Source organism: Sporolactobacillus shoreicorticis (assembly GCF_024125445.1).
Classification (GTDB): domain Bacteria; phylum Bacillota; class Bacilli; order Bacillales; family Sporolactobacillaceae; genus Sporolactobacillus; species Sporolactobacillus shoreicorticis.
Genome location: NZ_JAMXWM010000013.1, coordinates 1 through 21,258 on the forward strand (window position 1 = coordinate 1; position 21,258 = coordinate 21,258).

The window sequence follows — 21,258 nt, forward strand, 5'->3', positions numbered from 1 at the left end:
AAAAGGACTGCTGAAAGCAGCCCTTAATAAGATATTCATTATATTTTTTTGTTAATCAATCTCAATGCCTGCACTCGCGTAACCCGCAATGGTAGTAGCCAAAGCAATTCCTGTAGTTGTTACTGAAAAAACCATTAGTAATCGGGTTTGAGGTGTTACGGGTATATTCAATCCGGTAGTGATGTCATTTATGCTGTCACCCAGGCTTAGCAAACCTGTTAAAGGCGGAAGTGCCACACTGGCGCCCGGTACCGCGGTAAACGTATTATCGGGTGTTGTTGATTGATATAGCTGTGCTGTAATCGTAGCAGAACCTAAAAGTGTCAACGCTGCTGTAACACTGAAATATGCAGAAACTGATGTGATGATTCCGGCACGTGGAACTGAGAAAGCAAAGTTTAATAGTGTTCCGGCGGCACCCGTTAAGTCAATTGTTGTACCCAATACATTCAGACTAGGCGCTGAACTCCCAAATCCTATAAAGGATGGGGTGCCCGCTAATCCACCGGCAAGACTGGTAAGTGTCGTTGGAATACCAGACGCAAACGGTACGATTGCTCCAGCGCCTTCAGGACCGGTTGGGCCGGTCGGACCCGTTGCTCCTGTGGGACCCGTCGGGCCTACTGCTCCGTCAGCCCCGGTTGCTCCCGTTGGGCCTACTGCTCCGTCGGCTCCTGTCTCTCCCGTTGGACCGGTCGGGCCTACTGCTCCGTCGGCTCCTGTTGCTCCGGTTGGGCCAGTCGGGCCTACTGCTCCATCAGCCCCTGTTGCTCCCGTTGCTCCAGTCGGGCCTACTGCTCCGTCTGCTCCTGTTGCCCCCGTTGGGCCGGTCGGGCCTACTGCTCCATCAGCCCCTGTTGCTCCCGTCGGGCCTACTGCTCCGTCGGCTCCTGTCGCTCCCGTCGGGCCTACTGCTCCATCAGCCCCTGTTGCTCCCGTCGGACCTACTGCTCCATCGGCTCCTGTTGCCCCGGTTGGGCCGGTCGGGCCTACTGCTCCGTCGGCTCCTGTCGCTCCCGTTGGGCCGGTCGGGCCTACTGCTCCATCAGCCCCGGTTGCTCCCGTTGCTCCAGTCGGGCCTACTGCTCCGTCGGCTCCTGTCGCTCCCGTTGGGCCGGTTGGGCCTACTGCTCCGTCGGCTCCTGTCGCTCCCGTTGGACCGGTCGGGCCAGTCGGGCCTACTGCTCCATCGGCTCCTGTTGCTCCGGTTGGGCCGGTCGAGCCTACTGCTCCATCAGCCCCGGTTGCTCCCGTCGGGCCTACTGCTCCATCAGCCCCTGTTGCTCCCGTTGCTCCGGTCGGGCCTACTGCTCCGTCTGCTCCGGTTGCTCCCGTCGGGCCAGTCGGGCCTACTGCTCCGTCGGCTCCTGTCGCTCCCGTTGGACCGGTCGGGCCAGTCGGGCCTACTGCTCCATCAGCCCCTGTTGCTCCCGTTGCTCCGGTCGGACCTACTGCTCCGTCTGCTCCTGTCGCTCCCGTTGGGCCGGTCGGGCCTACTGCTCCATCAGCCCCTGTTGCTCCCGTTGCTCCGGTCGGGCCTACTGCTCCGTCTGCTCCGGTTGCTCCCGTTGGGCCGGTCGGGCCTACTGCTCCGTCTGCTCCTGTCGCTCCCGTTGGGCCAGTCGGGCCTACTGCTCCGGTCGGGCCGGTCGGGCCTACTGCTCCGTCGGCTCCTGTTGCCCCGGTCGGGCCAGTCGGACCCGTTGCCCCGGTATTTCCACCGGCAGGGCCCGTTGGACCAGTCGCTCCCGTTGCTCCCGTTGGACCGGTTGCTCCTGTACTTCCTGTTGGACCGGTTGCTCCTGTATTTCCAATAGGGCATATCGGTCCCGACGGCCAACATGGCCTTGGACGATTTCCACATCCACATCTGCGTCTGCATCTATATCCATTTCCACTTCCACTTTCATTGCAATCTTCTTGCGGCCTAGCAAAAAAATCATCGGCATCTTGCCTATACATATCTACTCCTCCAATTCCAATTCTACACACTATGTTCACTGTCTACTGTATGATCCACAGTTAAATCTGTATAAGCAGTAGACCTAGGAGATCAAAAAATTTTTTAATTGAGTTATCCTGAAAACAGGAATTTTTGTTGAATTCATATACTCAAAATCTGATCCTCATTATTTTCGCACTTGGAATCATTAAATCTAGAACATGCCTGAACGCTGATACATTTGGTTCAGCTCAACAAAAAATCCGCTTCAGGTCTGCACCCTAGCGGATTATCCTTTGGTTCGTTCAATTCAAAATTAAGAGGAGGTCTTGAATTCCTACGATCGATTACAAAAATTCCTGCTCACCAGTTCCAAATTTTGGGGAATTTGCTTGTTTGCCCTTCCTCTTCGGATCATGTCCTTACCTGTATACTAATGATTATTTCTCACTCAAGAATAGCTGCATACCCGGCGCATCATTCGGGCGTGCTTTAAATCCAAGTCGTTCATAAAAAGGCTGTTTTCCCTGCGCACACGAAAGCTGTATCCACGTCAATCCGTTCATCTTGCTGTGATTCAGTAACCGTTTAACGATTTCTGTTCCAATACCCTGTTTTCGATAATTCGGTGAAACAATTAAGTCGCAAAGGAACGACTGGTACACACCATCGGAAATGATGCGGCCAAATCCAATAAGCTGCTTGTCCTCATAAACACTCAGCGTATACCAACTGTTGCTGATCGCCTGATGAAGTCGCTCTTTACTAAGTTCAAAATTGTCATTCCAGCCGGTGGTTTGATATAGATTAAAAAATTCTGTAGAAGATGGTACCTGGTCAATAAAAGTTTTCATAGAAGACCTCCGTTTTTTATAAAAAATCTACAGTGACCCTTCAATTATGCCTTAAATAATTGCCCCTGTTCAATAATATTGAGACAACGTGATAAATGAAACAATTGATTTGTGGAAAAGCGTTTATCAATCACATCGCTTAATGCCAGTGATAAATTCATTATGGTCGACATGATGATTTGCGCCTTTAAAGCAAAATTAAAAGAATTTATATCGTGGATAATTTCACCGTTTTAATGGATAAATGCAACAATATAGTCTTTATCATTTTCAGTTAAAAGCTTATTACCTAGAAAAGACGCAGCGTCCCAAAATTTCGGCATCAGGGACACGTCCTCAAAGTCAATCCATCGCCAGCCTGTTTTAGTCGAAACAAGATTCTTTGGGTGGGCATCACCATGTGATGGAACAAGTAGCTCCGTATGATTTATTCGATCATTTATTTTTATAAATTCTTCTAATAACAAGGATATTTCGTAGCCCTTGTTATCCATTTCTTGTACGCGTTTTGCTGCCTGACTTGCATTTCTCCATGCTCCCAATCGGGGAAGCTCGCCTGAGTAAAGTTGCATAGCTTTACCCATCCCATCAAGCATTTTCACTGCCTCGCAGATACTTAGTTTGCGATCATTGATTGAAACATATTCCCATAAAGTCATCCATGTATTCCCAATTTCATAAGGACCTGGACCGATCCGTTGGCAAAAAGGAACAATCGGAATATGACATTGTTCAAGATGCTGGGCTATCTTAAGTTCGCGTGCTAAAATACCTTTCCAAAAATCGCGGTCATCTTCAGGGGAGAGTTTCATAATACGAGCAACGATCGGATACGGAGAAAGATGAACAATCAAGTTCCCTGCATCATTCAAGATAACCGGATGTATGTTTGAAAAGCCAAGTTTTTTAGTTACTTGCTTTAACTCAAAAATCAACCCATTTTCCATAGAACGATACTCCCCAATTCATTCGCTAACCACATGAAAAACCGACTTACCATTCAAACATTGTTTCTGAATTTCATCCAATTACTCAACCTTTTTTGCCAGTTTTTCTAACAATCTCATGGATTCTTCTTCGTCTGGAACGTGAAGTACGTTTTGAGCAACAAATGCTTCTGCATTCGGGCAATGAGCTTCTCTAATCTCCGAGGCTGCCTTTTCCAAATCGTAAGGAGTCCGTTTGAATGCTGCGCGTTTCGAATCAACAAGCAGCCAATATGCTCCGGGCTGTTTCGCAAACGGCATGCCGACACTGCCTGCATTAAAAATACTTATTCCCTCAAACTCCATTTCGTACTGAATATGTGTATGACCACACACAACAACAGACTGCTTCACTTCAGCAAAAAGTTCCTTGATTCGCTTTTTAGACGATAAAGGAGTGAAAAGATCGTGATCGTTTTGCGGTGTCGCATGGCAAAAGAGCACATCGCCAAGTTCGTCCACATGAATATTTGCTACGTCGTCCAAATTGGAAAGAAAGACAAGTTGTTTCTCTGTCAAGCTGTTTGCGACCCATTTTGTCGTTACTCGACCTTCTTCCGACATTATGAAGCAACGGTGCTCCCTTTGATGCGGCAACAACGTCACGATCACCATTCCCTCTAATAAATGTGACGTTTGTTTCAGTACGCAAATTCAAAAGGCAGTTTAAAGTTTGAACCGGCATCGGCCCGGAAACCATATCACCGCCAATCACGATGCGGTCCGGTCTCACTTGGACAAGCTCATGAAGCACCGCTTTCAGTGCAGGAAAATTCCCATGAATATCATAGAGCGTGGCAATGATCATCAGCATGTTCCTCCTCCAAATATAGGAACGAAATTGTCTTCCAATCTGTTACATTATGCGTCTAATAGAAGGAATATTGATGCCAAGCGATATAGTTGTTATTTACCGCATAAACCCACCTTCAGAATGAATAACTTGACCAGTAATCCAATCCGCTTCATCACTTACAAGAAATTTCACTAATTTTGCTGCGTCGGTCGGTTGCCCTATCCGCCCCAATGGAAATTTGGATAATAGCTCATTTTTTATTGCTTTTGTCATCCAGCCTGAATCGGCTGGACCGGGATTGATCGCATTGACTGTTATCCCAAGAGACGCAACTTCGGCAGACAATGTGATCGTCATCGCTTCAACCGCCCCCTTTATTGTCGCATAGGCTAATTCACCCGGCATCGGTCCCTGAAATTGACCTGAAGTGAGGGTAACAATCCTTCCGCCACTTTTTTTCTTAAAAACTCGGACAAATTGAACACTTAATAATGTTGTCGCTCGAACATTAATCAGATAATGTTTATCCAGTTCCGACTGAGTTAAATTAGAAAAGTCGGTATTTGTTGAGTAAGCCGCATTGTTGATCAAAATATCTGGGGTACCTTACTTTTTCAATAACCTGTTTAAAAAGGGTTTCGGGTGCTTCGGAATTGGCTAAGTCAAGCTCCATGCAATCAACCGTTACTCCTTCTTGCAGTAATTCATTTTTTAATTGCTCAGGTTCATTGGATTCAGCGCCCCAATGCATGTCTTTATCATAGGAAGTCCAATAGGTGAAAAACAGATCGCAACCTGATTTCGCGAGTTCTCTACAAATAGCAGCACCTATTCCTTTTTTCCTGCTTGCCCCTGTAACAATCGCTGTTTTCCCAGCTAAATCAGCCATATACATCCTCCCTAAACCCATATAGATGATCCTTAATCAACCATCGATACATTAAAACCTCATCTACATAGTCATGATCAGAAAGCTTGATTTCATGAAACTACCGTCCTTCTTCCATCTTCCATAAAACCCATAGATTTATACAAATGGATTGCTGCTTCATTGGTTGAAAAAACACCTGACGCGACCTTTTCAATCAAGGGATTCGCTTTTGCCCATTCAATCATTTCCCAATTCCCTGATGGCGGCAAGAACGTTCAACCATGATGCTCACGGTAACTACATGTTGCAGAAGTCGTTTCATAGATGCCTGCACCAGCAAAAATCCAACCAACTGTTGATTCAATAAGGCACCCCAAACATTTTCTCTTTTATTAGTGATCAATTCATTCAATAATTAAAATCAGATCGAGTCATAGCAAATTCATTAAGCTGGCTAATATAATATTTATTTTCGAAAATGGATCTCTTATAGAGTCTATATAAAGCGTCGCTATACTGATTGGTCAACATTTTGATTTCTAGACTTTGTTCCATATTCAGCCTTCTATTTACTGCAATTATTCAGAGACTGTAAGCGATGATCACAAATAATTCATGACCTCGTCCAGGGTTTTTACTTCAGAGTAAGGCATGCAATTTTGAAGACCCTTTTTCGCTTGGCGATTCACCCATATTCTTCTCCAATTCATTCTTTGTGCGGGAACCATGTCCCACCAGAAACCGGCCGCTATATGGACATGTTGATTCGTTCGCAGCTCATTTTGAACCTGCTCGAAAAAACTTAACTGCGGCTTGTACGCATGCAGATCCTCTGCCAAGTAAATAGAATCAAAATCATTTTTAAGTGATTCTAAGTTAGATCTCATAATATCCCAATCAGAATTTGACATAACTGATGTTTGATAGCCTTTGGACTTCAACGATTTCAATGTAGTGATTACTTCAGGGAACGGAGACAGTTCTTTATGTACCTTGATTAATCGCTCGTATTGATCGGTCAATTTGCCACTATTTAATTCCATTTCACAATACTGCAAAGTTTTATAAATGATATCACTGTAAACAGTAAATAATCCTTCCCCATACATCAATCGATCCTCATAATTGACATAGGTAGTGACTAATGAAGATTTATCGATTCCGTTCTCTTCAGCAATTTTCTTAAGTTCCTTCCAAAAAGGGGCCGTATCAATCAATGTCCCATAACAATCAAAAGTCAACAGTTCAGCCAAAGCCATCTCTCCTTCCAACAAATTATGAATAACAGTTTGATGATGAGAAAATCTGTTCACCTGCCGTGGCTAAAATCGAAGTATGTCTTACTTTATAATAATCGGATACAACGCAGAATCTCAATACAATTCATCTTCTGTCCCATTTTCTTCGGATCTTTTTTGCCACTCATTAATTGCTTTTACCCATTTTCACCTTAGCCACGAAAGTTCACGGAATTTTCTCCTCCATACGTTTGCTACAAAAAATATATTTTTGACCATCAAAGCCATTTTCCGACACTAAAATTACGTTCCAACAATGCCCAATTCTCCGGATAGGGAAAGCCTAAAGCCCAGTAGCTGATCCCGCGCAGATTATATTGCCGGACAAGATCAAATTTCGCCTGTGCACTGCGCGCATCTTCAAACCATACCTCATGCGTGCTCCCGCTGGCATCCACATATGTGTAAAAAGGGGATTGCGCGGTTTCATCAAATTGAATACTTACGCCATTAAAAATGGCACGTTCAAGTGCTTCTTTCGGACTGAAGGTTTCTGCTTCCTGTCCCTCTTTGTGCGGCAGCAACCAATCCCGAGCATACGTTTCAAATCCAAGCGAAATTTTACTTGCCGGCATCACCGATAAAGCATACTCAATCACGCGCTTCATTTCATTAACCGGTGAAATGGCCTGAGGCGGACCGAGGCGATATCCCCACTCATAAGTCATCAAAACAACAAAGTCGACAATTTGGCCATGCGCTTCATAATCATACGCAATGTAATCCGCACGCGGCTGATCGATGGCTGTTTTCGGCATAACCGCTGTAGATACGCTGAACCCAAACGGATGCAGCCGATCAACAACAAACTGCAAGAAATCATTAAAGCCTTGCCGGTCTTCGGGGCGTACACTTTCAAAATCAATATTTAGTCCTCGATAACCCTTTTGCTGCATCACACGAATAACCGATGATACCAAGTTTTCACGAGCGACAGGCGTAGTGAAAATCGCGTGAGCAACGTCTGCGCCCGATTCATTTAACGCGAAATTAACAATCGGCATAAGAGGCATGACGCTGTTCGCATAAGCGGCAGCTATGGATTCCTGATCGTCCAAATCATCCAGGTTTCCGTCCTCGGTTACATGATAAGCAAACGGCAGCACAGTTGAAAGAAGACCGTTTCGCTGAACAATTTCGGCAGCCGCTTCTTTTACCGGCTGATACGTATAGGCGTTGACTTCAATGACCGGGCGTTCCGGTGCGAAAACCGGTGGCATAGACGGAATAACCAGCGCCTGTCCCGGAACGAGACGTTCTGGATAGGCTAATCCATTTAACGCAACAATGCTGACAAGCGGCACTTGATAATGTTGAGTAATTCCCCATAATGATTCACCACTTTGCACAACATGAATATCCATGATTCATGACTCCTCTCGCACCATTCGTTTTTAATCGAATTCATTCAACCTCCTTATAACTATGACAAAATGTTAATGAATAGGTTAAGATCGGGAGATTTTATTTTGAGAAGGATTTGACTTACCTGCCAGAGAAAGGCTGCTCATCGTGCAGGCAGACCTTAAAGGTGGATGCGGCACAGCCTCATTCCGATATGCCCAAAAAATCCGGTAACTCATTTAAACTAACAATCTTTTTTATGTTTGTTGTCCGTTCCGAATGATCCGTTGCGGGATTTTTTCGTAATAACCAGATCGCTTTCATCCCAACATTGCTGCTGCCAATTATATCTTTCTGATAATTGTCGCCGATGTAAAAGCACTGGCTTGGCGAGTAGCCTGCCGCTGAGCAGGCATGACGAAAAATTTGTGGCTCCGGTTTTGCAACGCCGATATCTCCGGAAAAAATGAGAAACGAGAAATAATCTATGAGCCCCGTTTTTTTCAATTTTTTCATTTGCTGCGTGCTGCTTCCATTGCTGATGATTCCGAGTTTCTGTCCCTTCCGAAACAATGCGTTTAAGCATGGCAAAACATCAGGAAAGCATTTCCAATGTTGCTCATAGAATTCAAGGTAGTCGCTAAACAAGACATCCGCTTCATGATCCGTCAACGCACGCGCGAACAGTGCGCGCATCCTCATTCTTCTTTGCTGCTGAAACGAATATTTCCCGTCGAGAAATAACTGAAAGTACTGCGCAGACAGCTGATCCCACTTTTCTCTAAACAGACACTTGGTAACAGGGAAATTCTCCTTGTATTTATTATAAAAATCGGAAACCGCATTCGCATCAGCAGTCTCATGGTCAAGAAGTGTATCGTCCAAATCAAAAAAAATCATTCATGACACTCCTTTATGTAGATTCAAGCCGAATTTGATACAACTTTCTTTCTTGGATACAAATTCAGTGGTGTTTGATACAACTTTTCCTGAGTTTGATACAACTTTCGTTGCGTTTGATACAACTTTCTCCTAATCTTCTTATTTACCTCCATAATTCAATGCAAAATTAACGATTAACTTCGTATTGTTCTTGGTTTTCTCAGCCGCGTTTTTTACCGCTTCTCGCGTTAGTTTTGGGAGCCCATTAATATCACCCGAAAAAATCAAACGAATATCTTTTTTTATAAATTCAGTTATTTTTCTCTTGAAAAATTTAACGGGTAATGCCATTAAATAATCCACTTCAGCCTTCGGACGTTTCCAAATTTCAATTGAGAAAGCATACTGTGTCAATACTTTGATGTTCAGGTCTAAGGCTGCATCGATTATTTTTTCCATCGCTTGTGCTCCTGCAAAATGACCTTGACTTCTTGTGACCCCGTGTTGTTTTCCCCAACGGCCATTACCATCCATCATGATTGCGACATGAGCAGGTACTTGTCTCATTTTGTCATCTTCTCACATTTTCAAAATAAGCCTCTGCTAACCAAGGATGGACGACCTTTAACTTGTCTTTTCGTTTCCATAGATAGTGGATATAGGCATAGGCTCCCGCCTCTAAAGAGGATTGCAGTTGTTGTTTTAATTCGTCTAGGTATGGAGGTATTCCTTGTTGATCCCATTCAATCTTATCTGCCACAAATACAATGAGATCGAGAACAGACGGATGGCTTCTGAGCGTTGTGTGGCATTCAATCGCATTGAGTATTTCTAGATCAGTGACGTGAAATAAGTCTCTGGCCATAACCTTTGAGATTTTTTGATGAAGGATCATCGGAAATGCTGCCTCTTCCTCTAAAACATCAATAGTCAATTCTCTTGCTACGGAAAGACGCTGATTGTTTGGGATCACCGCGCTAATGTCATGTAAAGCACCGGCAATCTCAGCTTTTTTCTCCCCGGTTCCAAATACACGAGCAAGTCTGTTCGCTTCCTCGCTCACTCGTCTTGAATGATCAGCAACTAATGGTAATTGGTTGTTTCTTAAAAAATGATAAGAATCAAAAATAGGATCGCCTGTAAAGTGAACATTTTGAATAAATTCAGAAAATAGGTTCATCATATAAATCCTTTCGATTCGAAGTTTGAATCATGACTTTTTATCGATTCATTACTCAGGGGCAACGAATTCAACCTTGATCCGATCCGAATCCTCAAAAAAGACCGCATAATAATCCTTCCCGCCTGCAAAGGGGTGGCGGTCTTTTCACCCCACGGTGGATTAAAGCTTCGGTCATTTCATCCACTTCTTCTCTTGATTCAGCATGAAAAGCGAGATGATTAAGTCCTGTCCTGCATCGGTGGAAGGGGATATCAAGATATTTTTTCCTTGTCTGTACAAAAACAAGATATGTATCGCCTAACTTCCAGCTCTCCCCCTCCTCCCATTCTTGAAACGGCTCATAACCTAGTGGCTTTTTTCCACATAGCAATGACTTCATCACGTAATTCAAACGATCGAAAATTCAAAGGAATCCTTCCAATGAAACACCATTGTCCGCAGTTGTCCAATCCAGAAGTTGAAAAATGGTCAAACTATGCTTTTCTCAAAAACATACTGCTTCCCTTTTTTACCGATGAAGGTGCGGGCGGTGTCACGATAGCCCATTCGTTTGTACAATCCGATAGCCGTAAAGTTAACAGCATTCGCACCCAATACGATCATCGTTTTACTGGAGAAATGCTTGCGAACAAACGAAAACAGTGCTTCCATGACTATTTTTGACAGTCCTTTTCCTCTATAATTGACATCAAGTGAGAACGCTCGAAAAAGAAGCGCATGATCATAGGTGCCATAGTCAGATTGACGAGGAAGCTCCTCTAAAATGAAAAAACCGGCAACCGCATCTTGAACAAACACGACAATCGGGTAAGCTTTTGTTGTATCAGCGATTGACTCAAGTGCCTGAACGGGGTGAGAAGAAAATTTTGTCTGCCCAAATTGATAGTTTTGTAATTGTTGTGACAGAGATTCACGATAAAATGCCAACTCTACTTGCAGCAAATGTTTGCCCATTTTTTCCTCCATCAATTGAGTTTTTTTAACAATTTTTGATAAGCTCCATAGGCATCCTTACCTTGATAAAGAACATGGGTAAAGCCTTTTTTCAAATATAACTTAATTGCAATGAGTTTGTCCAAATCGACACCTACTGTTACTTCTTGATAGCCTAATTCACGCGCGTAATCGATGAGAAAATCAATCAAAGATCATCAAATTTGTCGCTTAATGCTTGAAAAAAGCCGTCAAATTTTTGCGCCTCTACTTCATTCAATAAAAGTCCGCCTAACGTTTTTACAGCTTGGGTTGGTTTATTGTCATCAATAAGAATAAGGCTATAGAAGCAATGTGCCGCAACATCTTGTCGATATTTTTCACAAGCCTGCTCAATTGTCTCTAAGGCCGAATGAATCTGTCCTACATTTCGATAAGATGACGCTAAGCAGATTAAAGCGATCCGTTCATCTTCTTTGGATAAACCAAGCTCAAGTGCCTTTTTATATTTCGGGATCGCCTCTTCCTCCATTGCCAGTTTATCAAGCGCCAACGCATACTGTAGCCAAATTTTGCTTTCCTGGGGGTGCTGATCACTTAACATTTGGAACATGTTCAACCCTCGCCCGTTCTGCCCATGTTCTATTAAGGAGCTTGCCTTTTGAATGATCGAATCAATACAATCTTCCATAATTTTTTCCACCTTACTCTCCAATTACGCGTTTAGCTCTACTCATAGGATAAGACAAAATCTGTTCGTTCCGTTTCCATTTTGATAAACGTCACAGTTTTTCCAAAACTGAGCCGTGCCTCCCTGCCTGTTTCAGAGAATTCAAGCTGCTTATATAAATGAATCGCACGTTGATTAAAATCGACAACATCCAGCTTTATGACTCCTTGGTAATTAAAGTGCTTTCTGCCAAAAGCAAGACAATTAGATGCAAATGCTCTGCCGTTGCCCTTTCCTATTTCTTGTGGGCAAATTCCCAGTCCGATTTCAAAACCGTTCGCGGACACGGTGTATTCAAAAATACCAAACAAACGTCCATCTTTCAGAACCGAAAAATAATGGTTTGCAGGATCAGTGACTATTTCTTTATAGGTTTCTTCAATTCCTTCTTCCGGAATCGTGTAAAAAGTATAAGGCTCTGCATAGGTCCAGTGGACATATTCTTCTGCCTGAACACGATTCATCGGCATGATGTTCATGTTAATATCACTCCCTTTTTCTTAACGGGAACCTATTTTTTTTCTTTTCCATAGTGACGATCAAAACAGGTCCGGCAATAGACTTTGCCATGAGCGTCTTTCACAAAACGATGAATAATCGTTTCCGTCACACCATACCATGCCTTCTTCGGTGACTGAGCGATAATACACATGAATTCGCCGGGATGAATGGTTTGACCACATTCCGTACATCTAAAAATGTAATTGTTGTTTAATTTCGAGAGAAAGCTCATATCAGTGCCTCCTGATTGGAACTTTTACTCTTCATCGTCATCATTCGCTCGTTTTTTCTTAAGATAATACATGAATGAGAAGGAACCGAGAAAGCAAACAAAAAAGATCGTTCCGCTGATCCATGCAAAGGAAGGATGTTGACGGTCGGTGAACCAGCTGATCAATCCCATCAGTACACCGACCGCTAAAGAAATAAGGACAAAAACATAATAAGGAACTGGCGTCTTGCACTTTTTTTCGGTTGCCTCAACATCCGCCGTTACTCTCATTTGCAGAAAGATGAGCAGAATGTTGGTCAGCATCATGACAAGAAAAAATGGTGATTCAATTGCCTCCCTTGAACCGCTAGTGAAGGCTATATAAATTAAAACAGCAAGCATTCCAACCGTCTGGAAAATATAGGCGATTCGAAAGTTTTTCAAGTTAACGAGAATTAATCGTTCATCAGTAATTCTCTTCATGACTTTTCCTCCTCGATCCAAAAAAGTTCATCCAGTGATTTTCCGACTGCGTAACAAATAGCTAAACATAATTTCAGCGTTGGGTTGTATTTTCCTTTTTCAATCAAGCTAATGGTTTGCCGTGTTACTCCGGTATTTTCTGCAAGCTGTAATTGCGTCAAGCCTGCTTCGATCCGGGCGCTTTTCACATGATTCATCAATGAACCGAAACACCTCCACGCTTCTAGTGTAATATATACATTACATCAGTGCAATATATACATTCCGTTTTTATCTACTATTCTATGAATACATTAACCAGTTGCAGAAATCGTGAAGATTAACTACAATAAGATTGATCTAAGGCAGAGTAGATTGTTGCGGGTTACGTGCCCGGGGGACGGGGAGTTGTCCCCGGGACGAAAAACGGTGTTCGTGCCGTTTGCCGTGCAATGATCGCATCCCGCTGCCGCATATCGGAGGTGATCCTCCCTTATGTGGCAACATTGCCAAACCATAAGGAGGATCTTTCTATGGCTATTCATTCATCTATTTTTTCCGCTGCCTATTGGAAAACGGCCGCTGCGGAGCTTCGTAAGTTAAACAGGCTGACACTTGCCGCACTGATTATCGCTTTAACCGTGGTGATCGGTTCATTTACTATCCCCGTCACCGAGAATCTGCATATTTCTTTCAACTTTTTGATCGTTGCTTTCGGATCGATGGTCTATGGTCCGCTGCTTGGCATCTTTGCCGGAGCTGCCATGGACATTGTCGGTTATATCGCCCATCCCTTCGGCGCATTTTTTCCAGGCTACACACTATCTTCCATGCTTGGCTGCTTTATCTACGGTCTGTTCTTGTATCATCGCCGGATTTCAGTGATGCGTATCTTTCTCGCCAAGCTGATTGTTAATTTTGTTATTAATGTTGGGCTTGGATGCCTCTGGAGCCAAATGTTGTTCGGAAAGGGCTACTGGTTCTTTTTGATCAACAGCCTGATCAAAAATGCATTGATGCTTCCGATCGAAACCATTATGCTTACTGTACTTTTGCAAGCATTGATGCCCGTACTGACACGCGCGCATGTAATTCCGGTTCAGAACGGCAATCGTATTTCTCTCATCTGATCACGTCTCAACTCCCTAATCAGCACGTTCGCGAAACACGGTTTGATCAACCTTGGCCCATGATGAGGCAACCGGAAATCGTTTAGTTTTGAATGGCGTTTGCAGCTCATATAATGAAAAATGACCGTTTGTGTGCTTACACCGGACGGTCGATTGCAACAGCATGCCCACAAAAATATATGTTTCGATAAAAAAATAACCTCCCCATTAATAGACGTTTAATAGACGTTCGCTCAGGGGTGGTTATTTTTTGCTATTATGAAACATCATTAGGCTTTTGAACCACGAATCAACAGGACATATGGAGCGAACACCTTGACTCAGAGCGGATAAGATCCGTTCCCGAAGGACATCGGTCGCTTTGCGCTGATCCTGTATCCTTCGCTACATTCCCGCCTAGTTTACGACGACTTTTTGCGCCTTTTCCGGTTGTTCGCTGAGGCAATACGCCAGATTCCTGCCGCTGATGGTCTGCAGTTTTTCCAACGAATCCTGCGAGTAAAACGCGCTGTGCGGTGTGATAATGACGTTATCACGCCCAAGCAGCGGGTGCCCGGCCAGACGCGGTTTTTCTTCAGCGAGAACATCCAGTCCCGCGCCGCGAATCTTGCCGCTGTCCAATGCTTCCACCAGAGCCGCTTCGTCCACACAGCCGCCACGTCCGACATTGAGAAACAAAGGCCTGCGCTTCATCTGCGCGAAGGCGGCAGAATCAAAAAAGTGAACATTGTCCGCCGTCAGGTTCATGTGGTTGGAAATGACGTCCGCTTCCGCAAAGGCTTCCTGCGCTGTCGAAGCATGTACGTTGCAGCGTGCCGCCTCTTCCGCTGTCACATTCGAACTGACCGCGAGCACCTTCATGCCAAAGCCGTGGGCAAGCGCCGCGACCTTGCGCCCGATCCTGCCGAAACCGAACACCGCCAATGTCTGTTTCCCTATTGGTCTGCCGCCGGGAATTGAGCGATACTGCCAGCGAAATTCACGATCAATCTGTCCGGTGTAGTACTTGAGGTTGCGATTCAGAGCCAAAAGCAGCGCCATCGTGTGCTCCGCAACCTCATCGGTGCAATATTCCTTGATGTGACAAATGATTACCCCATGCTTTTTTGCAGCCTGCAAATCGACCGAGTCATAGCCGACCGCATTGACGGAAACACAGCGTAACCGTTTCGCTCGACTGAAAAAAGCCGCGTCCAACGGCAGAAACACGGTAATCAATCCGTCCGCCTTTGCCAGTGCTGCATAGTAAGATGCGTCATCTGCATAGGACAGCACCTGTACCTGAGCGTCGGGCAGAATCGAGGCAATCGCGGACGTTGTTAGCCGATAATCCGATACCATCACATTTCGGTAATCACTGATCAGGATTCGCACGCCCTTACCTCCTGCAGAATTTCATGAAGCTGCTGCAGAACCATATCCATTTCTTCATCCGTCCCAATAGTTATGCGAACATAATCTCGAATCCTCGCCTCGTCATAATGCCAGAATGCCCCGCTCCTTCAGCATTCCGCATAGTTTTCCGCCTGAAATATAAGGATGCGAGACAAAAAGAAAGTTTGCATGCGGCTTGGCAACGAAAAAATTCATTTTTTCCAATGCCTTCTGTACACGAACGCGCGTAGCAAGAACAGAATGGACACACCTTTCCAAATATGCGGTATCCCGCACGGCCGCCGAACCTGCCGCAAGAGCGAATTCGCTCATGTTAAATGGATTAAATGTGAATTTAATTTTATTCATATCGTCAATAATTTCTTTTGACGCAATAGCAAAGCCGATTCGCGCACCGGCCAGATTGCGCGACTTGGAGAAGGTCTGCACCACGATAAGGTTGGCATATTTTTCTGTTAGCGGAATGCACGATTCATTGCCGTAATCGACATACGCCTCATCAATGATCACCAATCGATTCGGTTTGTCTGCAACAATGCGCTCGATATCAGAAACACTGAGCGTCAAACCGGTCGGATTGTTGGGATTCGCCAGCACAATATCGCGATCGGTTGCGATATAATCTTCCACATTCACATGAAAGCCAGTATCCAGTGGAATTTGCTCAAAATCTATACGGTTAGTCTTGGCATAGGTTCGGTAAAAGTCATAGGTAATATCGGGAAAACAAAGCTTCATCCGCGGAGAAAAGAAGCTCATGAAGCAGAAGCCGAGCACCTCGTCCGCGCCGTTGCCGACAAACACCCGATCCGCTCCGACTCCGTACGTCTCGCCGATTGCCTCGCGCAGCTGCTTGCAGTGAGGGTCGGAATAGTGACCCAATCCTTGAATCCGGCTTTGTGATACGGCTTCCAAAACACGTGGGGACGGTGGAATTGACGACTCATTGGCGTTTAGTTTGATATACGCCCGATCTTTCGGCTGTTCACCGGGAATATACGGCTCCATATTTTGAAATTCATCACATAAAAAATAGCTCATACTGATCCCCCTCATTTGTTATGTAAGCTAACAACATTCATGCATTAAAAGCCCAAAACGTTTGCAGCATTGAAGCTCACAATTTTAAATAACCGAAATTTCAGTCATTTAAAATTCAGTCTTCTGTATAAAAATCACAAGGTACATGTAAAAATTTTCACCCGCGATTTCACGCATCTTCAGACGGCATCCGGTCAGCACAGATAGAAAAAGCTTAAGAGCGGCATCCTGACCACAAGTTTAAGACAGCTTCCGTTGTCTCGAAATCCGCGGAGTTATTTTAGAATCCAAATACAAAAGAAGTTTTATGATGATTTGTTCTGCAATGATTTGTAAAGATCATGTCATAAAACCTCCCCTGCTCCTCTTACTTGTATCAAACCCCGATGGTACTGTCTATATCCGTTCATACAAGAACTTTTCCCTCATTTTGTAATTTTTACAAATCAATTTTGCCGATGCACACAGCTCTAAGGTTCATTAGTTTTCAAAACAGAAAATAAATTTTTGATATTTTCCATTTTTTTGCCTTGACTAAAACGAAGTACTTGTTGTAACTTTGCTTTTTTGACACCGACTTATATTTTTGTTACAATTTGCAGAAAATTATTATGGGAGAGATAGGGATGCCGGACGTTGCTTCTTTGCAGCAGTTTGAATTTTTTTCTAATTTCACTTTATATGCAGGTGCAAAAGGCATTCATCGCATGATTTCGAACGTGGTGATTCTTGATCACGAGGGGTTCGACGGCAACTATACGGACTTTCATGAAGGCGATTTTGTCATCACAAACTTGCTCTATGCAAAGGATAACCCGGAGCGCATCCTCCCTTCATTTTCCAAGCTGATTTCCATCAAAGTCGCTGCCATTGCAATCAAGTCGATTTATTATCACGAACTGCCTAAGGAGGTTGTGGAACTGGCAGAAGCGCACAGCCTTCCCGTCTTTTTCTTTGATTCTGTCTACATTGAAGATATCATTCTGAACATCGTTGATTACCTGCGCTCCTCTGAAAAAATCAGTTACCTTGAAAATCTAGTAGATACGGTTATTTATACCGAAACACCCGAAACGGCACTAAAGCAGCTCCTGTCGCATTGCTGCCCGGATCATCGACACTATGTTTCCTCGCTTTACCTGACCGATCCCTCATCGAAGGATAAAATGTCCCTCCAAAACAGGCTCAATCGCAACAGTTTTTCCGGAAAACAGTTCATTGACTCGTCAGATGTCTCCTTTCTTATCTATAAAAAAGGCGTCCTGATGCTCTATTTTTCGGAGGAAGTGCAGCCATCCTCCGAAATCATGAAGAACTGGAGGCACATCCTCAGTGTATCAAATCTTAGTCCCGGTGATTACCAAATCGGTGTGGATGACGAAATGCTGCCTATCCGTCAAATTGATATCGCCATTCGTCGCAGTATCTATACGAACCGCTGCTGCGCGCAACAGGATCACCCAAGGGCAGTGTACAGTTCGATGCACTTGCGCACCTTGATGCTTTCGCTGTCTGAAAACCGATATGCCCATGCTTATTTGACCGATCTATGCAAAAAGATCAGCGCTTATGACCGCCGGCACAACACCCGACTCATGGAAACCCTTTATGCCTATGCAGGATGCCTGTTCCACATTGACAAAACAGCAAAAAAGCTGACCCAGCACCCCAATACCATACGCTATCGTCTGAATAAAATTAAATCCATTCTGCATTGCACTAATGATTTTGAGTTTCAAATAATTGTCGGCCTGATTTCGGAAACACTTAGCTGAATTTTCAAACATATGAATGCGTTTAGACGAATTACCCGGCATGCTGCAACCAAATTCCGCATCCATTACTTACTCGAATCGATTCTCGCCTGCCCCATCGCCTTTTTCAAAGTTGCCGCATGACGGGAGCCGATCACAATAACCTTGCCTGATCGTAGAAGGATCTCGATTCCCCGATTGCCGCTTACCGTATACGCTTTATTACCCCGCAAATCAGTTCGAATTCCCCAGCCGCCAAACCTCACGATTGGTCGATACGTCATGACTTTGCAGCTGCTTATTTCGCCCCATTCAAAACAGTGCGGATGAAGATGAAACGGAAAAACGCGCACATAAAGACCATCCTTTTTCACCGCACATGTTAAGCGCATCGCCATAAAAAAGGTTGGAAGGATTATTCCAAAGATAATCACAAATACAATCATCATGGGATCAGGCATTGGATTCGTTCCAAATGGCTTGCCAAGAACAGTCTGAACGATGAATTCATACCACATCAGCGCAGAAACACCAAGTATGATTAACAAGAGCCACCACCGTGTCATTCTCTGAACTTCACGGTAATACACGATCGGCATGGTCCGCTCCTCCCCACAATAAACGTCTGTATCTTAAAGAAACAAATCCTTCACGTTCCGGCAATGCATACGTTGAACCTTCGCATTGGCACTCAAATCCCATCGCTTCGTAAAAGGAGATGCCCATCGTATTTCCTTTAAACACAGAAACCCATTGTTCCGTTGCACCATGGTTGATTTGATCGTCAGTGATTGCATCAAGCAATTTCGTGCCGATTCCCTCACGTTTACGGCTCGGATCTAAATAAAGAACAAATAATTCGGACTTTTTATCATCAGTAAATCCTCCGCCACCGGCGCCCACAACCTTACCATGATCATCAGCGACAAACCAGCCGTTCCAGCCTCTGTTGATCGTTAAAATTTCGCGTTTGATTCGGCCTTTATTATAAAATTGTGCGATTATTTTTTCGATATCATGCTGAGAAATAAGCGATTCATATGTTTTTCGGTATCCTTCCGAACAAACATCCATTATTCCGCCGACATCAGAAAGACAGGCACGCCTGATTTCCATAAGTAATCACTACTTTCTGCTTGTTCAATTGTCCGGAGTCCATAAATTGATTACAATACAGACAACATCTTATTTTTAAAGAAGAACACGACCTTCCTCCATGAGGGAACTATGCATCGACCACCCTTGAGCAATCATTCTATTGTTCTTCTATTACAATCAGTGAACATCCATTCGTATATATGATAATGGTCTTATTTTCCACTTAAAAATGATTAAATTGAATGTTTCTTTTATCTTCTTCAATCAGCCAAATCTTTCTGAAACCCCTGCGGATGCCATGCGTCCCATTCATCTCTAAGCACACCGTAACCGATTGAATCATAGTACTGTCCATCAACAATGCGTGCCTTACGAAAACAGGCTTCTTTTGTGTAGCCGAGCTTTTCGGCAAGTCTCATCATACCGAAGTTACCGGACCATGTACGCAGATCAACCCGCACAATTTCCGGCATCGCCTGAAAAAGATAGTCGGTCCACAGACCAAACGCTTCATAACCGCGTCCATGCCCCCAGTATTCCGGGTTGTAAATCGCGATCCCGGCGCTGAGCCAATTTGTCTCCCTGCTTTCCCAGTACCAGCTGACTTGCCCGATCAGTTTATCTGACTTTTTATCGGCAATGGCGAGATTCTTTCTAGGGATTTCAAAGGAATCCGTTCTGATTTTTTCACATTGTTCATCGACTGATTCAATGATCTCTTCTTTCGTTTTTAGAGGATAATAGGGTCCATCGAACTTCTGCCAGTCTTGTTCCGGCGATCTCCAAAAAATACAGTCATCCTTGTCCGCTAATTTCCAATCGCGGACAACGATTTGATTTCCATTAAGTAAAATCATCTGTTTTCTCATTCCTGTTCGTTTTTTATTGTGCTGCGAATAAGTTCCATGACTCTTGCCAGCACTGTGATAGAGCCGGCGGTATCAAACGTATCGATGCCGACATCCAATGAATGATCGGCATGATGGATCACTTCACGGTTTCAGGAAATTTGCCAATTGCATCTGTGGATGAGACATACGGATCAGCATCCGAACTATGCATATGCATTCTTGCTTCATTTTTTACTTCCTATTTATACTCCAGAGCTCGTTTTTTTAATTGCGCTTGTATCTTCAGTTCATAATTGTAATCAATGTCGTTATTCTCAAAATAAACAACATCGACATCGTGAACCGGTGTTTGATGGGACGATCGAGTTTGATAATTCCACATTCGCGCACGCAAGAGTCCCGCGCATACTCAGCAATCAGAGAGATTTAATTCACGAACCGAGCTCAAAATTTTTATTAATTCCTGATCATTGGTAATAAACGTTCGACTATCTTCTTCATCTTCAAGTCTCAATGAAATTACCTTTTTACTTTCATTTTAGCTCTTTCCTCATCACCATTCGACTTTCATTCATTGAATAACCCTTTTTACGGTAAAAATCGCTGATTGTACCGATTTTCTCAGTAATGAGAAAAAGTGAAGTAATCCCTTTTTCCGTTAACTTCTGCTCGAGATGATGAAGCAGCCAAGAGCCGTAACCCTTTCCTTGTATCTGGGTCGTGACACAAAATTCAGCTAAGTAAAAGGTCTTTCCCATAAAATTCATTTTGCTGTATCCGGCAATGAATCCGATTAATTGGTTGTGATCCCAGAGCGCGTACCCTAAGAAGTTCGGTGTATGGATCAAATCAAGCAACCTTTGATAGCCTACATCATCGGTCCATGATTCATTCCACGGCTCATTCCTGAAAACATTGATATATAACTCAGTATAGTCATGCAAAAAATCGGGGTCCATGACAGCTAATTTAATCATTAACATTCCTCGTTTCTTT

25 protein-coding genes, 4 pseudogenes and 1 riboswitch are annotated in these 21,258 nt (G+C 44.0%); of the genes and pseudogenes, 2 read left to right on the forward strand and 27 right to left on the reverse strand.

The window, feature by feature from the left end; translation table 11 throughout:
- Positions 1-51 precede the first annotated feature (51 nt).
- The 20 genes and pseudogenes from NIE88_RS11655 to NIE88_RS11745 all read right to left on the reverse strand — a co-directional run bounded on the left by NIE88_RS11655 (position 52) and on the right by NIE88_RS11745 (position 13,214).
- On the reverse strand, positions 52-1,962 hold the full coding sequence (locus NIE88_RS11655; protein ID WP_290446443.1) for an exosporium glycoprotein BclB-related protein: 1,911 nt from the start codon (positions 1,960-1,962) through the stop codon (positions 52-54).
- A 420-nt stretch (positions 1,963-2,382) separates the two neighbouring features.
- Positions 2,383-2,796, reverse strand: a complete 414-nt coding sequence (locus NIE88_RS11660) for a GNAT family N-acetyltransferase (RefSeq protein WP_253062314.1) — start codon at positions 2,794-2,796, stop codon at positions 2,383-2,385.
- Between the two features lie 233 nt (positions 2,797-3,029).
- Positions 3,030-3,743: a phosphotransferase gene (locus tag NIE88_RS11665; protein WP_253062316.1), complete on the reverse strand. Its 714-nt coding sequence runs from the start codon at positions 3,741-3,743 to the stop codon at positions 3,030-3,032.
- Positions 3,744-3,824: 81 nt separating this feature from the next.
- The gene (locus tag NIE88_RS11670) at positions 3,825-4,346 is read right to left on the reverse strand and encodes a metallophosphoesterase family protein (RefSeq protein ID WP_253062318.1); all 522 of its coding nucleotides are present in this window, start codon (positions 4,344-4,346) and stop codon (positions 3,825-3,827) included.
- Positions 4,347-4,431: 85 nt separating this feature from the next.
- A pseudogene (locus NIE88_RS22800) lies at positions 4,432-4,596 on the reverse strand (metallophosphoesterase); the annotation flags it as partial.
- A 96-nt stretch (positions 4,597-4,692) separates the two neighbouring features.
- Positions 4,693-5,467: pseudogene (locus tag NIE88_RS11675) on the reverse strand (SDR family oxidoreductase).
- Positions 5,468-5,559: 92 nt separating this feature from the next.
- On the reverse strand, positions 5,560-5,694 hold the full coding sequence (locus NIE88_RS11680) for a GNAT family N-acetyltransferase (protein ID WP_253062320.1): 135 nt from the start codon (positions 5,692-5,694) through the stop codon (positions 5,560-5,562).
- 357 nt (positions 5,695-6,051) lie between these two features.
- Positions 6,052-6,702: an HAD hydrolase-like protein gene (locus NIE88_RS11685; protein ID WP_253062321.1), complete on the reverse strand. Its 651-nt coding sequence runs from the start codon at positions 6,700-6,702 to the stop codon at positions 6,052-6,054.
- 263 nt (positions 6,703-6,965) lie between these two features.
- Positions 6,966-8,111 (reverse strand): glycosyl hydrolase family 18 protein, encoded by a 1,146-nt coding sequence (locus tag NIE88_RS11690; RefSeq protein ID WP_253062323.1) that lies wholly within the window; start codon positions 8,109-8,111, stop codon positions 6,966-6,968.
- A gap of 184 nt (positions 8,112-8,295) precedes the next feature.
- Positions 8,296-8,991, reverse strand: a complete 696-nt coding sequence (locus tag NIE88_RS11695; RefSeq protein WP_253062324.1) for an HAD family hydrolase — start codon at positions 8,989-8,991, stop codon at positions 8,296-8,298.
- A 141-nt stretch (positions 8,992-9,132) separates the two neighbouring features.
- A complete protein-coding gene (uppS, locus tag NIE88_RS11700) occupies positions 9,133-9,540 on the reverse strand; it encodes a polyprenyl diphosphate synthase (protein WP_253062325.1) in 408 nt (135 codons plus the stop codon).
- Positions 9,541-9,544: 4 nt separating this feature from the next.
- Positions 9,545-10,156, reverse strand: coding sequence for a bis(5'-nucleosyl)-tetraphosphatase (symmetrical) YqeK (yqeK, locus tag NIE88_RS11705; RefSeq protein WP_253062326.1), 612 nt, complete (start codon positions 10,154-10,156; stop codon positions 9,545-9,547).
- A gap of 48 nt (positions 10,157-10,204) precedes the next feature.
- Positions 10,205-10,505 (reverse strand): annotated as a pseudogene (locus tag NIE88_RS11710) (VOC family protein); the annotation flags it as partial.
- Between the two features lie 119 nt (positions 10,506-10,624).
- A complete protein-coding gene (locus tag NIE88_RS11715) occupies positions 10,625-11,110 on the reverse strand; it encodes a GNAT family N-acetyltransferase (RefSeq protein WP_253062327.1) in 486 nt (161 codons plus the stop codon).
- An 11-nt stretch (positions 11,111-11,121) separates the two neighbouring features.
- Complete coding sequence (locus NIE88_RS11720; RefSeq protein WP_253062328.1) at positions 11,122-11,301, reverse strand: GNAT family N-acetyltransferase; 180 nt, start codon at positions 11,299-11,301, stop codon at positions 11,122-11,124.
- Positions 11,298-11,780 carry a tetratricopeptide repeat protein gene (locus tag NIE88_RS11725; RefSeq protein ID WP_253062329.1) on the reverse strand — a complete coding sequence of 161 codons (483 nt, stop codon included), beginning with the start codon at positions 11,778-11,780 and terminating at the stop codon, positions 11,298-11,300. The genes NIE88_RS11720 and NIE88_RS11725 overlap by 4 nt, the downstream gene beginning before the upstream one ends.
- A gap of 38 nt (positions 11,781-11,818) precedes the next feature.
- A complete protein-coding gene (locus NIE88_RS11730) occupies positions 11,819-12,298 on the reverse strand; it encodes a GNAT family N-acetyltransferase (RefSeq protein WP_253062330.1) in 480 nt (159 codons plus the stop codon).
- Positions 12,299-12,330: 32 nt separating this feature from the next.
- The gene (locus NIE88_RS11735) at positions 12,331-12,552 is read right to left on the reverse strand and encodes a hypothetical protein (protein ID WP_253062332.1); all 222 of its coding nucleotides are present in this window, start codon (positions 12,550-12,552) and stop codon (positions 12,331-12,333) included.
- A gap of 24 nt (positions 12,553-12,576) precedes the next feature.
- Complete coding sequence (locus NIE88_RS11740) at positions 12,577-13,014, reverse strand: branched-chain amino acid ABC transporter substrate-binding protein (RefSeq protein WP_253062334.1); 438 nt, start codon at positions 13,012-13,014, stop codon at positions 12,577-12,579.
- Entirely contained in the window at positions 13,011-13,214 is a 204-nt protein-coding gene (locus tag NIE88_RS11745; RefSeq protein WP_253062336.1) for a helix-turn-helix transcriptional regulator, read from the reverse strand. Before NIE88_RS11745 ends, NIE88_RS11740 begins: the two co-directional genes overlap by 4 nt.
- Before the next feature lie 143 nt (positions 13,215-13,357).
- Positions 13,358-13,464, forward strand: a riboswitch (THF riboswitch).
- 62 nt (positions 13,465-13,526) lie between these two features.
- Here NIE88_RS11745 and NIE88_RS11750 point away from each other — a divergent pair.
- Positions 13,527-14,123, forward strand: a complete 597-nt coding sequence (locus NIE88_RS11750; protein ID WP_253062338.1) for a folate family ECF transporter S component — start codon at positions 13,527-13,529, stop codon at positions 14,121-14,123.
- Positions 14,124-14,519: 396 nt separating this feature from the next.
- Here the strand turns inward: NIE88_RS11750 and NIE88_RS11755 are convergent, their stop codons facing one another.
- A complete protein-coding gene (locus NIE88_RS11755; RefSeq protein ID WP_253062339.1) occupies positions 14,520-15,497 on the reverse strand; it encodes an NAD(P)-dependent oxidoreductase in 978 nt (325 codons plus the stop codon).
- Positions 15,498-15,599: 102 nt separating this feature from the next.
- Positions 15,600-16,559 (reverse strand): pyridoxal phosphate-dependent aminotransferase, encoded by a 960-nt coding sequence (locus NIE88_RS11760; protein ID WP_253062340.1) that lies wholly within the window; start codon positions 16,557-16,559, stop codon positions 15,600-15,602.
- A 626-nt stretch (positions 16,560-17,185) separates the two neighbouring features.
- Between NIE88_RS11760 and NIE88_RS11765 the strand changes: the two genes are divergently transcribed.
- Positions 17,186-18,334, forward strand: coding sequence for a PucR family transcriptional regulator (locus NIE88_RS11765; RefSeq protein WP_253062341.1), 1,149 nt, complete (start codon positions 17,186-17,188; stop codon positions 18,332-18,334).
- A gap of 65 nt (positions 18,335-18,399) precedes the next feature.
- Here the strand turns inward: NIE88_RS11765 and NIE88_RS11770 are convergent, their stop codons facing one another.
- The 5 genes and pseudogenes from NIE88_RS11770 to NIE88_RS11785 all read right to left on the reverse strand — a co-directional run bounded on the left by NIE88_RS11770 (position 18,400) and on the right by NIE88_RS11785 (position 21,239).
- Positions 18,400-18,912 carry a DUF6141 family protein gene (locus NIE88_RS11770; protein WP_253062342.1) on the reverse strand — a complete coding sequence of 171 codons (513 nt, stop codon included), beginning with the start codon at positions 18,910-18,912 and terminating at the stop codon, positions 18,400-18,402.
- Positions 18,890-19,429, reverse strand: coding sequence for a GNAT family N-acetyltransferase (locus tag NIE88_RS11775; RefSeq protein WP_253062343.1), 540 nt, complete (start codon positions 19,427-19,429; stop codon positions 18,890-18,892). Before NIE88_RS11775 ends, NIE88_RS11770 begins: the two co-directional genes overlap by 23 nt.
- Positions 19,430-19,671: 242 nt before the next feature.
- Positions 19,672-20,268, reverse strand: a complete 597-nt coding sequence (locus NIE88_RS11780; RefSeq protein ID WP_253062344.1) for a GNAT family N-acetyltransferase — start codon at positions 20,266-20,268, stop codon at positions 19,672-19,674.
- A 130-nt stretch (positions 20,269-20,398) separates the two neighbouring features.
- Positions 20,399-20,659 (reverse strand): annotated as a pseudogene (locus NIE88_RS22805) (nucleotidyltransferase family protein); the annotation flags it as partial.
- 136 nt (positions 20,660-20,795) lie between these two features.
- The gene (locus tag NIE88_RS11785) at positions 20,796-21,239 is read right to left on the reverse strand and encodes a GNAT family N-acetyltransferase (protein WP_253062345.1); all 444 of its coding nucleotides are present in this window, start codon (positions 21,237-21,239) and stop codon (positions 20,796-20,798) included.
- Positions 21,240-21,258: the final 19 nt, after the last annotated feature.